Below are 13,547 nucleotides of genomic sequence, written 5' to 3'. Positions count from 1 at the left end.
TTTCTTATGTCCTGAGAAATACAAAAATACAATGATACTTTATGATAACAGACAATTCCTTTTTCCGTCAATGAAAAAGACTGTCTTTTATATAATAATCAGCGGCAGTCCTTTTGTCAATTTGTGAGGTTTTATCTGTTTACAATCATGTGGATATGGTCAAATGCAGGAGACCGTTTCTTGCTTCTTGAATACGGGGAAATGCGCGCAAAAAAGAAAGGACTGATGCATGGAGGCGCCTCCCTGCATCAGTCCTTTACATTTCAATTTCCATATCTCTTTTCCAGCTCCTCCCGCAGGTTGCGGAAAAGGGGAAGGAAAATATTGCATGTGTCTGCAATCAGTGTGTCCGCCACTTCCTGACGGAAAACATAAAGCTCAAGACTTCTATCTTTCATGGCCTTCAGCCAGTTCGCTTCATCCTGAATCAGGCCCGCTTCAGAGGCAATCTTTAATGTCTGCCTGGGAGAAGCGGTTTCCGCCTCTTTCCATCCCTTCTGCGTGAGATACTCCTTCATGGCGCGCCATGCCTGTTCAAAGCACTGGGCGAAAAGGGAGCAAAGCCCGGCGGTAACGACCACATCATAGGGAGGGTTCACACGATTCATTTCTTCCAGATTTCTCAGCGTTTTATTGAAATTCTCAAACTTTGTCATGGAAAACAGTCTCCCTCATCTATTACCAAGGAACCTCAGATCCACCCGAAATGGCGGCAGGCGTTGTAGATACCGTCTTCATCAGCCCGGTCGGTGATGTAGCTGGCAAGGGCCTTCAGCTCCGGTTTGGCGTTGCCCATGGCGATGCGGAACCATTCTCTGCGGAACATGGTGCGGTCGTTCATGCCGTCACCGAAAACTACGATATCTTCATCGGAGATATGGAACCGTTTCTGTATTTCCATAATGCCCCTTTCCTTATGTACCGGTTCGATGAGCATGGTGTCCGTGCTGAACCATACGTGGGGCAGCGTATAGAGAGGAATGTCATCCCTTTCCTGTTTGCTGCAGGCCACAAAAATCTTGTGGATGGCAGAGACTTTGCGGAAGTCAAAGGAGGGATCCACTTCCGTTTCATAATACCGGTCTTTGACTTTTTCCAGATACAGAGGGGTCCTTGTAACGCGGTATTTCTTATTATAGGGAGCAGCCGCCCAGGGATGCTTTTCCTCATCAATGTCTGAAAGGGTACGGATGCAGTCCGAAAGAGGCAGGCCTTCATCATAAAGAATCTTCCCGTCAATGGTGACCGCATTGCCGCCATCGGACACCAGGGCTGATATACCCAGGGTCCTGGCTACTTCCAGGGCATCTGCCTGCATGCGGCCGGTGGCCAGGGAAACGAAGTGCCCCCGGTGGATGAGTTCCTTCACCGCTTCCCTGGTGCTTTCCGGATAATCTGCTGTCAGCGGCGTAGTCAGGGTACCATCAATATCAAAAAAGAAATATTTCTTCATCCTCTGCCTCCTTTGCTTTTCATTTCCTTTCTTATAGTACCATAAGAGGAAGAGTGTTCAAAGGGGCGCGCTCTTTAAGGCATGAAGGGTTCGCAAAATGAAGAGTCCTGCGGTGCTCGGCGTCTTAAGGCAGCGGCTCTCTACGGGCACCAGCAAAAAAGGACAGTGAAGAAAATCCTTCACTGTCCTTTTTCAATGACTGTTACAGCAGTTTTTCGATTTCCGGTGCTATGGCTTCCGGTGTTTTGGTGGGTTCAAACCGTTCTACTACCTGTCCCTTCCTGTCGATAAGGAACTTGGTGAAATTCCATTTAATGGAATCATCATCCAGGAAATGGGGATAATTCTTTTTGATGAAATCCAGAAGGACTTTGGCATTGGGATGGTCCATGTCAAGACCCTTGAATCCCTTTTCCTTTGTCAGGTATTTGAAAAGGGGCTGTGCACTGTCTCCCCTTACATCACCCTTGCGGAACATGGGGAATGTGACGCCGTAGTTCAGGCGGCAGAATTCCTGAATTTCCCCGTCGCTTCCGGGATCCTGCTCTGCAAACTGGTTGCAGGGGAAGCCCAGCACTACAAAGCCCCTGTCCTTGTAGGCATTGTACAGTTTTTCCAGTCCCTCAAACTGGGGCGTAAAGCCGCACTTGCTGGCTGTATTGACAATGAGAAGAACTTTGCCTTTGTAGTCGGACAGGGAAACTTCCTGGCCTTTTCCGTTCACTGCTTTGAAATCGTATACGTTCATATAAACCTCCCGGGCTCTCATGCCCTACAGGCGGCGGCGCCGCCGGCTAATCCATTTCTAAGTAAAACTATATTTATCTATCTTATGGTTCTATTATATCGAATTCCATCGAATAATGCAAGCAAAAAAAGAAGCGACACCGAGCCGCTTCAAAAGGGGTTGGAGCAGTGCGCTCCTATGAGAACCTGTATAATAACATCCTTACGGAATGCTATTACCCAAATGACAGGCCATCTGCCTTTCACCGAAGGCGTATGGCAGAGCCTTTCCGGTGCGCCGCACCGGTTTATGAGGACTTCCCGGAGGAAGGGATGGTAAAAAAGGAGCGATGATCATATTTCCCTTTTATGACCATCGCCAAAGGGAGATGAATCTCAGGGGGCAGCCCCCTGTATCAGAGTGGTGCCGAAGCACCCGATATATAGGAACTTCATAAAGAAGGTATGGTAAACGGGGTGGGTGATGATGATATTTCCCTTTTACCGCCATCACCCGAAAGGAGATGAACCATGGAGAGATCCCCACAGGTATATGTAAAGCCTTCTTCAGGCGTTACATCGAATGATAGAGGGTGGGAAGATTTCCGGGAGAATGATGTTCCCTGTCATCATCTCCCGGCGGGTATGCAAAAGAAAATCCACCTTGCAGACAAGGTGGATTCAAGGCAGGCCAAAGAAATCGGCTTTATGAATACACACCTTCCCATCGCTCGTAGGTCAAACGGTGATACAAAACAGGCAGTTCTCCTGACTCTGCTTCCTCGCTTCTCCAGCCTTCCCAATTTCCTCAGTGACTTCTGTTGGATTTGCTCTGCATTACAGTGGCGGGACCGTGCCGGTTTTTCACCGGTCTTCCCTATTAAGCCCTTCAGGGCACCTGCTTTACTTATGAAATTGTGCTCCTCAATAACCGAATGTTCAACCCATGAAAAAAGCTCTTTACCCAAGGCAAAGAGACATCCATATGACATCCCCTTCCCATCGCTCGTGGGTTCAAACGGTGATATAAGACAGGCAGTTCTCCTGACTCTGCTTCCTCGCTATCCGTCTTCCCGATTTCTCAGTGACATCATTGGATTCGCTCCGCATTACAGTGGCGGGACCGTGCCGGCTTTTCACCGGTCTTCCCTATTAAGCCCTCAGGGCACCTTTCTTTTCATATTCGGTTGTCATTATAGTATCACTCTTGATAGCTGTTGTCAAATAGATTTTGCGACATGGGTAAGTGTCAAGTTTTCCTCGGTAATTCATTTGACTGTCGATAATTACTATCTCCGTGGCTTCGGTTTTATCAGTATTTCTGTATAGCTCTGGCCAGTCTCCCCATTGGTGAAGAAGAAGCTCCATAAACGCCTATACGCCCCTCCAGGCATCCTGGCCTATAGTTTCTCATTTTGCGCTTCTGCACCTCACTCCGGACATTCTGGGCGATTTTACGCTCTGCCTGCACCGCAGCCTTGTGCATGGCTCTATCCATCTTTTTGTAGCTTTTCCCATTAGCATGGTACAGGAGAGCTGCTGTAAGTGTTTTATTCTTCCGGGCGGTTAATACCCAAACCATACACTCCATTCCCTCGCTGGACCAGCTCCGTCCCTGCCGCTTCATGCGATAGCTGTAGAACCGGTGATTTGTTTCTGCAGTCCCCAGATGAATCTCTGTATGGATGCCGCGCTGACTTAGGCTGGGGATATAGGGGGCATTTCTCTCCAGATAGCTCTGCAGCTTGTCTACCTCCTCTAAATCCGCCTCTGTTCGGGCGCAGCTCCGGGCAGTATCCATCCATACGGGAATCTGTTTCATAATATCGTCGGTCTGGTGAAGTTCTCGGATAATACGGTCTATCAGTTTCCTGTTGCAGAAGCTGAGCCGGGTCCGGATCTTTTCATGCACATGATAGCAGTCGCGGAAGTGCTGGTGATCTAGGCAGCCTTCTACTATTCGCTCAAAGTCCTGAAACTGGTATCCGGACCCTCCATCCCCATTCGACAGCACTGTGGTCTTAGACAGGTCATAGTGCCCAAGCAGATAGCTTCTTACCATTGCAAAAAGTTCTTTTCTGCTGGTAGATGCAAAGCAGCGAAGTCCTACCAGTTCTGTCCTGTTGCCATTTTTCCTGACTCCCTCATATACCTGGAGGCGGTGCACTTCCGAAACGCCGCCTTTCTCCTTGTTCTTGAGTACAATTCCATCTCCTTCAATCGCTATAATTTCCGGCTGTGTCGGCTTTTCAACCTTTTCCTCTTCTGCCAATGTTTTTTCGTAAGCCTTTGCCTTCTTACCGGCATAATTCTTGAGTGAGATAACGGACTGATGGGAGATGGTAATCCCTGCCAGGCTTTGCAGGAGTTCGCTGGCACTTCGAGATGTGGTAATTGCGACAGCCTCGACAATCCGCTCAATCATTCCCAGGCTGTAGTGCTTTCTGGGTTCAAAGCCCATTTTGCGGTCCAGGGGATAGAAGCTCTTCCCATCTTTCTGCAGAAGTCTTCGGGTATAGGTCAGCTCTCCATAGCGACAGTAAATCGTCCGGGAGTCCCGGCGCGCTACACGCCACCTCTGTGCCTTGTAAATCTGATACAGCTCGGCATCAATACGCTCCAGAGCCATAGCTATAAGCTGACAGTTCATTTCTTCGAGCCAATGAGTTAGCTTCCTTTCAGACTCAATAGAATCATCAGATTCCTTGATGATAGAAATGACTGCTCCTATTGCATTTTCACTCCAAATTTCTCCAGTTTTTGTTATAATATCCATGAGGAAAGCCCTTTCTTTGTTTTATTCTTTGCCACGGAAATTATAACATTTCCACTCAAGGGGAGGCTTTCCTCTTTTATTGTTTCTGGAAAAATTCCCTTACCGAGTAAAATTTTACACTAAGGCAAAATGAAGAGTCCTGCGGTGCTCGGCGTCTTAAGGCAGCGGCTCTCTACGGGCACCAGCAAAAAAGGACAGTGAAGAAAATCCTTCACTGTCCTTTTTCAATGACTGTTACAGCAGTTTTTCGATTTCCGGTGCTATGGCTTCCGGTGTTTTGGTGGGTTCAAACCGTTCTACTACCTGTCCCTTCCTGTCGATAAGGAACTTGGTGAAATTCCATTTAATGGAATCATCATCCAGGAAATGGGGATAATTCTTTTTGATGAAATCCAGAAGGACTTTGGCATTGGGATGGTCCATGTCAAGACCCTTGAATCCCTTTTCCTTTGTCAGGTATTTGAAAAGGGGCTGTGCACTGTCTCCCCTTACATCACCCTTGCGGAACATGGGGAATGTGACGCCGTAGTTCAGGCGGCAGAATTCCTGAATTTCCCCGTCGCTTCCGGGATCCTGCTCTGCAAACTGGTTGCAGGGGAAGCCCAGCACTACAAAGCCCCTGTCCTTGTAGGCATTGTACAGTTTTTCCAGTCCCTCAAACTGGGGCGTAAAGCCGCACTTGCTGGCTGTATTGACAATGAGAAGAACTTTGCCTTTGTAGTCGGACAGGGAAACTTCCTGGCCTTTTCCGTTCACTGCTTTGAAATCGTATACGTTCATATAAACCTCCCGGGCTCTCATGCCCTACAGGCGGCGGCGCCGCCGGCTAATCCATTTCTAAGTAAAACTATATTTATCTATCTTATGGTTCTATTATATCGAATTCCATCGAATAATGCAAGCAAAAAAAGAAGCGACACCGAGCCGCTTCAAAAGGGGTTGGAGCAGTGCGCTCCTATGAGAACCTGTATAATAACATCCTTACGGAATGCTATTACCCAAATGACAGGCCATCTGCCTTTCACCGAAGGCGTATGGCAGAGCCTTTCCGGTGCGCCGCACCGGTTTATGAGGACTTCCCGGAGGAAGGGATGGTAAAAAAGGAGCGATGATCATATTTCCCTTTTATGACCATCGCCAAAGGGAGATGAATCTCAGGGGGCAGCCCCCTGTATCAGAGTGGTGCCGAAGCACCCGATATATAGGAACTTCATAAAGAAGGTATGGTAAACGGGGTGGGTGATGATGATATTTCCCTTTTACCGCCATCACCCGAAAGGAGATGAACCATGGAGAGATCCCCACAGGTATATGTAAAGCCTTCTTCAGGCGTTACATCGAATGATAGAGGGTGGGAAGATTTCCGGGAGAATGATGTTCCCTGTCATCATCTCCCGGCGGGTATGCAAAAGAAAATCCACCTTGCAGACAAGGTGGATTCAAGGCAGGCCAAAGAAATCGGCTTTATGAATACACACCTTCCCATCGCTCGTAGGTCAAACGGTGATACAAAACAGGCAGTTCTCCTGACTCTGCTTCCTCGCTTCTCCAGCCTTCCCAATTTCCTCAGTGACTTCTGTTGGATTTGCTCTGCATTACAGTGGCGGGACCGTGCCGGTTTTTCACCGGTCTTCCCTATTAAGCCCTTCAGGGCACCTGCTTTACTTATGAAATTGTGCTCCTCAATAACCGAATGTTCAACCCATGAAAAAAGCTCTTTACCCAAGGCAAAGAGACATCCATATGACATCCCCTTCCCATCGCTCGTGGGTTCAAACGGTGATATAAGACAGGCAGTTCTCCTGACTCTGCTTCCTCGCTATCCGTCTTCCCGATTTCTCAGTGACATCATTGGATTCGCTCCGCATTACAGTGGCGGGACCGTGCCGGCTTTTCACCGGTCTTCCCTATTAAGCCCTCAGGGCACCTTTCTTTTCATATTCGGTTGTCATTATAGTATCACTCTTGATAGCTGTTGTCAAATAGATTTTGCGACATGGTACGAAACAGGCCGGTTCCGCAATAGGCGAGGGCATCCTAGCCTGTCTTTGCACCAGAAAGCATGATTTTGCCAAAAGGGATGCCCGGGACGTACTGATTCATGCGCTTCTTTAATATCTATCAAAAATCTTCTGTATGTCCCTGAAGTCTCCTGTCTTTGAGAGAGAAAGCTGGAGAAGAATCCGAGCTTTCTGGGGAGACAGGGATCCGCTGCGGATAAAGCCTTCCTCTTCATAGGAGGCTTCTGCGGAAATGACAGAACCGCTTCCGGCATGGGAGCTTCTCACCACCGGAATGCCCTGGGATGCCACCTTGGCCAGCTCCCTTTCGTCTTCCCTGTGAATGCTGCCGTTTCCGCAGCCTGCATAAACAAGGCCTTCGGCGCCGGCGGACACAGCCGCCCGCACCATGGCACCATCGGCACCGGCATGGCCGTAGATGATATACACCCGGGGAAGGCGATGGAGCCCCTTCACATCAAAAGGTGCCTCTCCCTTGGGCACATGCACTGGCAGGGCGCACCAGCAGGGATGCCCGTCATTCATATAGCCCAGGGGGCCGTCGGGGGAGCGGAAGGTGTCAAGGGAAAGGGTATTTCCCTTTGTCACATTTCTGGCGGAAAAGATGGTATCATTCATCATGACCAGCACCCCTTTTCCCTGGGCGGATGGATGGGCTGCCAGACGGATGGCATTCAGCAGGTTCATGGGCCCGTCTGCGCTGACAGCGGTGGCAGGACGCATGGCCCCTGTAAGCACCAGGGGAATGGAGGGCTTCACGGTCAGCTGGAGAAACCAGGCCGTCTCTTCCATAGTATCGGTACCATGAATGACCACAAGGCCATCGGTTTCCCCCTCCAGCTCATTGGCCCTTTCTGCCAGAGAAAACCAGATATCATCGGTCATATCCTTGCTGTCTATGGAGGATATCTCCTCTCCCGTCACCTGGGCGAAGTTTTGGGCCTCCGGCAGGCTCCCCAGTAAATCCTTTACTCCCAGGGCGCCGGCCTCATAGCCGGTGGTAGCTGTTTCGGAAGCGGCCTTCCCTGCAATGGTGCCGCCGGTAGCCAGCAGATGGACCGACGGTTTCCTCTCTGCCCTCACCGAGGAAAGGGGAACCAAAAGAAGCAGGGAAATCAGCAGAATCATGAAAAAAATCATGGTATACCTCCTGTCATTATTTATGTCAATTATATCATTTTACTCCTGTCCCGGCAGCGCCGAAAGGGAGTCGAAAAAAGGCTGTGAAGAAATGATTTACATTTTTTCACAGTCCTTTTCTTATTTCTGTATATTCTTTTCTTCCCGCCGTTTCATAAGGGAAAGTCCTGCTTCACTGACCATATCCTTTTGACTGTCCGGCGCTGCCAGAAAGAGGAAGCGGTAGCTGTCTCCCACCTTGGAGGCAAAGCCCCGGATAAAGAGGGGAAGGAGAAAGCCGTCGGCAGAAAAAGCAGGACGAATGGAAAAGCTGTAGGTTTTGGGACTCCCTTTCAGGCTGTGAAGCTGTTCCACATGGACCATGTCCACTGTCAGGAAATTATAGGGAAGCTCTTCTCCCGTCTCCCTTCTCGCCTCATCCACTGCCTGGAGGAATACTTCATTCATGGCACTTTCCAGCTTCAGGAGGCCCATATTAAAGGCCAGCATCCGTCCGCCTGCCTCCCGGGTATGGCCCCGGGGGAGGAACATGCCGCCGAAGAATTCATCGGACTCCTTCCCTTTGAAGGTGGCTCCCAGAGCCACGGCGCCGGCAGTATAGGTCTTCCCTTTCACCGTCATCATGCCCAGGTGACGGGCTATGGCAGAGTCCCCCCGGCCCAGAGGTTCGTAATGCACGTTTTTGGGCATAGATACATGGTTCAGAAACAAGTCTCCCATTTCCGAAACCGGCACAGGGGCTGCCGCTTTGACAGAATCAGCCAAAGGCGCCGTTCCTTCTATCACCGGCCCCACCCCTGGGAAGACCGGAGCCAGAGCATTCATCTCTCCCATGGCGCCGCTGCCGGCGGCAGGAAGATCTGCCGCCATGACGCTGCCTGCTGCCATCATGAATGGAAGGGCAAGGAGCGCTGCTGTTTTCTTGATGTTCATTTCCCTGCTTCCTTCAGCGCTTTATCCAGAAGGGGCTGGAAATAGCGGCCCGATGCCTGGTCTGCGGCAAAGAGGGTATACACTGTCTTCCCTTCTCCTCTGGTAATAATTCCTTTCACGTAGAGAGGAATCATGAACCCGTTTCTGGTGATGACTGCCCTTGCATCGGCAGTGCGGTAAGCAAGGCCTTTCTCAGACTTTCTGTCTTCCCAGGAAGAGTGGTCTTCCACCTTCACCGCACCGTGCAGAAGGGTAAGGGCCCGGTCCAGCGAGTTTTCCGATGCTTCGGCTTTTTCAGAAGAAGCCGCCTTAACATCCGCTATCTTCTCCCCTTCATTCCGGTCTGCCAGAGCCTCCTTCCCATAAAGGGCCAGTTTCAACATATCGCTGTCCGAAACGGAAAGGGAGACCATCATGCCCTGATAAAAGGTATCGTCGGCCTGTGCCCTCACCTGGTACACCTTTCCGGTGCGGAGGATGGAAACAGCCATTTCCGAAAATTCTCTGGAGTAATCCTTGTCTTTGGGAAACATCTTTGCCCCTTCCAGCGCCGCCTCCACGGTCTTTGCCGCATTCCCTTCCAGCAGCCAGTCATGAAGCTGACTTCCAAAGAAAGACCTTTCTCCGGGATATACGGAAACAGAGGACCCCATATCCAGCACTTCTCCGCCGGACAGGGTCAGAGAATCGGCAGACACCGCCATGGTACCGGCAGCCATAGCCAGAGTAGTCATGGAAACAGCCAGCCACTTTTTCATTTTCATATATTTTCACCTTTCCTTTAATCAATGCAGAGTTATTAAAAATATTATAGCATTTTACAGGGGCCCGTGACTATGGCAATTCCCGGGCCGCTGAAGCAGCGGGATGGTTTCCTGTGGGTGTGATGCACAGTGGTCCCATGACGGACAGGAAACTGTTGGCAAAGGTTTCCTGTGGGATTGTTACGCAGTGGTTCCATGACGGACAGGAAACTGTTGGCGAAGGTTTCCTGTGGGATTGTTACGCAGTGGTCCCATGACGGACGGGAAACTGTTGGCGAAGGGTTTCCCACTGGCATGTCACGCATTGGTCCCATGCCGAGCAGGAAACCGGTGGCCAAGGGGTTACAGCAGGGATGATATGCAACAACCCCATGACGAACGGGAAACCTGTCAACAAAAAAGAACTCCCGTAAAGGGAGTTCTTTTAGAGTGGCAAAAGATTATTTTGCAATCTTAGCTACAACGCCTGCGCCAACGGTACGGCCGCCTTCGCGGATAGCGAAACGCTGGCCTTCTTCCATAGCGATCGGGGTGATGAGCTTAACAGCCATTTCGACATTATCGCCAGGCATGCACATTTCGGTGCCTTCCGGCAGGGTGATGTCGCCGGTTACGTCGGTGGTTCTGAAGAAGAACTGCGGACGATAGCCGTTGAAGAACGGGGTATGACGGCCGCCTTCATCTTTGGTCAGTACATACACCTGAGCGGTGAATTCGGTATGGGGATGAACGGTGCCCGGTTTAGCAAGAACCTGGCCGCGAACGATGTCCTTACGGTCAATGCCGCGGAGCAGGGTGCCGATGTTGTCGCCTGCCATAGCCTGGTCCAGAGTCTTTCTGAACATTTCTACGCCGGTTACAACGGTTTCGGTCGGTTTATCCTGGAGGCCGACGATTTCAGCTGCATCGCCTACTTTAACGGTGCCGCGTTCTACTCTGCCGGTAGCAACGGTGCCACGGCCGGTGATGGTGAATACGTCTTCGACAGGCATCAGGAACGGTTTATCGGTATCGCGCTGAGGAGTCGGGATGTATTCGTCAACAGCCTTCATGAGGTCGCGAATCTTCTGTTCATCTTCTTTATTGCCGTTAAGAGCGCCGAGAGCGGAGCCAACGATAATCGGCACATCATCGCCCGGATAGTCGTAGGAGGAGAGGAGATCTCTGATTTCCATTTCAACGAGGTCGATCAGTTCGGGATCATCGACCTGGTCAGCTTTGTTCAGGAATACTACGATAGCCGGAACGCCTACCTGTTTAGCCAGGAGGATGTGTTCACGGGTCTGGGGCATGGGGCCGTCAGCTGCGGATACAACGAGGATAGCGCCGTCCATCTGAGCTGCGCCGGTGATCATGTTCTTTACATAGTCAGCGTGCCCTGGGCAGTCAACGTGTGCATAGTGACGGTTTTCGGTTTCATATTCAACGGTGGAGGTGTTGATTGTGATACCACGAGCTCTTTCTTCCGGTGCTTTATCAATGGAAGCATAGTCGAGGAAGTTAGCTTTGCCTTCTTCAGCCAGTACTTTGGTAATAGCAGCGGTCAGGGTTGTTTTGCCGTGATCTACGTGGCCGATGGTGCCGATGTTAACATGCGGCTTTGTTCTTTCGTAATGAGCTTTTGCCATTTTGGTTTCTCCTTAAAAATTATTTATTTCCGAGTCTTTCTTCCGTAATTTTCTGGGAAATAGCCTTCGGAACTTCTTCATAGTGGTCGAATGTCATGGTGAAGGTGCCACGGCCCTGGGTGGAGCTGCGGAGAGCGGTTGCATAACCGAACATTTCAGACAGCGGAACGAAGCCTTTGATTCTGGATTCGCCGTTTTCTGTTTCCATGCCTTCGATGCGGCCACGGCGGGAGTTGAGGCCGCCGATAACGTCGCCCATGTAATCTTCCGGAACATCGACTTCTACGCTCATATATGGTTCGAGGAGGACAGGATCTGCTTTCTTGGCACCGTCTTTGAATGCCATGGAACCTGCAACTTTGAAGGCCATTTCGGAGGAGTCGACATCATGATAGGAACCGTCGTATACGGTAACTTTGATATCAACCATCGGATATCCTGCTACAACGCCGTCCTGCATAGCAGCTTCGACGCCGGCCTGAATCGGGTTGATGAATTCCTTAGGAATCACGCCGCCAACGACTTCGTTATCGAATTCGAAGCCCTTGCCTGCTTCCATCGGTTCAAGACGGAGCCAGCAGTGGCCGTACTGACCATGACCGCCGGTCTGACGAATGAATTTGCCTTCAGATTCAACAGATTTGCGGATGGTTTCACGATAAGCAACCTGAGGTTTGCCTACGGTGCAGTCTACATTGAATTCACGACGCATACGGTCGACGATGATGTCCAGATGAAGTTCGCCCATACCGGAAATGATGGTCTGGTTGGTTTCCGGATCGGTGTGTACTCTGAAGGTCGGATCTTCTTCTGCCAGTCTCTGGAGGGCGTTGCCCATCTTTTCCTGGTCAGCTTTGGTCTTCGGTTCAACAGCAACGGAAATAACGGGATCCGGGAATTCCATCTTTTCAAGGATGATCGGGTTGTCCGGGTCGCAGAGTGTATCGCCGGTGGTAACATCCTTGAAGCCTACTGCAGCGGCAATGTCGCCGGTGTAAGCTACATCGATTTCCTTACGGTGGTTAGCATGCATCAGAAGGATACGGCCTACGCGTTCTTTCTTGTCCTTGGTGGAGTTGAGAACGTAAGTGCCCTGGTGCATTTCGCCGGAATATACGCGGAAGTATGCCAGTTTGCCAACGAATGGATCTGCCATGATCTTGAATGCCAGGGCTGCCAGCGGAGCGCTGTCGGATACCGGGCGTTCTTCTTCTTCGCCGTCCAGGGAAGTGCCTTTAACCGGAGGAATATCCAGCGGGGACGGGAGGTAATCAAGGACAGCATCCAGAAGCATCTGGATACCTTTGTTCTTGTATGCGGAGCCGCAGAATACGGGGAAGAGCTTGCATGCCAGTACCTGTTTACGGATGGAAGCTTTGATTTCTTCAATGGAAATGTCTTCGCCTTCCAGGTACTTTTCAGCCAGTTCATCGTCGCCGTCGCAAGCAGCTTCGATAATCTTTTCACGGTATTCTTCTACCATGTCTTTCATATCATCGGAAACAGGTTCCTTATGATATTCTTTGCCGTCATCGCTGTCGTAGATTTCAGCTTCCCTGGTCAGCAGATCGATGATGCCCTTGAAGGTATCCTGTGCGCCGATTGGGAGCTGCATAGCAACAGCTTTGGCATGAAGACGGGTGTCGATGGTCTTGACTGCATGCAGGAAATCTGCACCTACTGTATCCATCTTGTTGATGAATGCAATACGGGGAACATGGTAGTGATCTGCCTGTCTCCAAACGGTTTCAGACTGGGTCTGAACGCCGTCTTTAGCACTGAATACAGCTACGGAGCCATCCAGTACGCGAAGGGAACGTTCAACTTCTACAGTGAAGTCTACGTGCCCTGGGGTATCGATGATGTTGACACGATAGCCTTTCCAGTGGCAGGTGGTAGCAGCAGATGTAATGGTAATACCGCGTTCCTGTTCCTGAGCCATCCAGTCCATGGTGGCAGCGCCATCATGAACTTCGCCGATCTTATGGTTTACACCGGTATAATACAGGATTCGTTCCGTGGTTGTTGTCTTACCTGCATCAATGTGTGCCATGATGCCGATGTTTCTTGTTTTTTCAAGCGGAAATTCTCTGCCCACGATTGTTT

10 protein-coding genes and 4 riboswitches are annotated in these 13,547 nt (G+C 50.4%); all 10 genes read right to left on the bottom strand.

From position 1 onward, the window contains the following. Positions 1-263 precede the first annotated feature (263 nt). The 10 genes from NW747_RS05220 to fusA all read right to left on the bottom strand — a co-directional run bounded on the left by NW747_RS05220 (position 264) and on the right by fusA (position 13,539). Positions 264-656, bottom strand: a complete 393-nt coding sequence (locus NW747_RS05220; protein WP_273185650.1) for an HI0074 family nucleotidyltransferase substrate-binding subunit — start codon at positions 654-656, stop codon at positions 264-266. A 35-nt stretch (positions 657-691) separates the two neighbouring features. After that, positions 692-1,453 (bottom strand): HAD-IIB family hydrolase, encoded by a 762-nt coding sequence (locus NW747_RS05215; RefSeq protein WP_273185648.1) that lies wholly within the window; start codon positions 1,451-1,453, stop codon positions 692-694. A 202-nt stretch (positions 1,454-1,655) separates the two neighbouring features. Continuing rightward, positions 1,656-2,201 (bottom strand): glutathione peroxidase, encoded by a 546-nt coding sequence (locus NW747_RS05210; RefSeq protein ID WP_273185643.1) that lies wholly within the window; start codon positions 2,199-2,201, stop codon positions 1,656-1,658. Between the two features lie 719 nt (positions 2,202-2,920). Beyond that, positions 2,921-3,096: riboswitch (cobalamin riboswitch) on the bottom strand. A gap of 100 nt (positions 3,097-3,196) precedes the next feature. Beyond that, positions 3,197-3,367, bottom strand: a riboswitch (cobalamin riboswitch). A gap of 124 nt (positions 3,368-3,491) precedes the next feature. Then, positions 3,492-4,955, bottom strand: a complete 1,464-nt coding sequence (locus NW747_RS05205; protein ID WP_273185646.1) for an ISLre2 family transposase — start codon at positions 4,953-4,955, stop codon at positions 3,492-3,494. Positions 4,956-5,189: 234 nt separating this feature from the next. After that, positions 5,190-5,735: a glutathione peroxidase gene (locus NW747_RS05200; RefSeq protein WP_273185643.1), complete on the bottom strand. Its 546-nt coding sequence runs from the start codon at positions 5,733-5,735 to the stop codon at positions 5,190-5,192. 719 nt (positions 5,736-6,454) lie between these two features. Beyond that, a riboswitch (cobalamin riboswitch) is annotated at positions 6,455-6,630 on the bottom strand. Positions 6,631-6,730: 100 nt separating this feature from the next. Further along, a riboswitch (cobalamin riboswitch) is annotated at positions 6,731-6,901 on the bottom strand. Between the two features lie 165 nt (positions 6,902-7,066). Further along, complete coding sequence (locus NW747_RS05195; protein ID WP_273185642.1) at positions 7,067-8,116, bottom strand: asparaginase; 1,050 nt, start codon at positions 8,114-8,116, stop codon at positions 7,067-7,069. 120 nt (positions 8,117-8,236) lie between these two features. Beyond that, complete coding sequence (locus NW747_RS05190; RefSeq protein WP_273185639.1) at positions 8,237-9,049, bottom strand: hypothetical protein; 813 nt, start codon at positions 9,047-9,049, stop codon at positions 8,237-8,239. Beyond that, entirely contained in the window at positions 9,046-9,813 is a 768-nt protein-coding gene (locus tag NW747_RS05185; RefSeq protein ID WP_273185637.1) for a hypothetical protein, read from the bottom strand. The genes NW747_RS05190 and NW747_RS05185 overlap by 4 nt, the downstream gene beginning before the upstream one ends. A gap of 440 nt (positions 9,814-10,253) precedes the next feature. Further along, complete coding sequence (tuf, locus tag NW747_RS05180; RefSeq protein WP_273185634.1) at positions 10,254-11,441, bottom strand: elongation factor Tu; 1,188 nt, start codon at positions 11,439-11,441, stop codon at positions 10,254-10,256. Positions 11,442-11,460: 19 nt separating this feature from the next. Next, on the bottom strand, positions 11,461-13,539 hold the full coding sequence (fusA, locus tag NW747_RS05175; RefSeq protein ID WP_273095378.1) for an elongation factor G: 2,079 nt from the start codon (positions 13,537-13,539) through the stop codon (positions 11,461-11,463). Positions 13,540-13,547: the final 8 nt, after the last annotated feature.

The sequence above is a fragment of the Dialister succinatiphilus genome, assembly GCF_928721695.1.
Lineage (GTDB): Bacteria > Bacillota > Negativicutes > Veillonellales > Dialisteraceae > Dialister > Dialister succinatiphilus.
The sequence above is the reverse complement of the archived record's forward strand: the minus strand, read 5'-3'. Positions and strand labels throughout refer to the sequence as shown.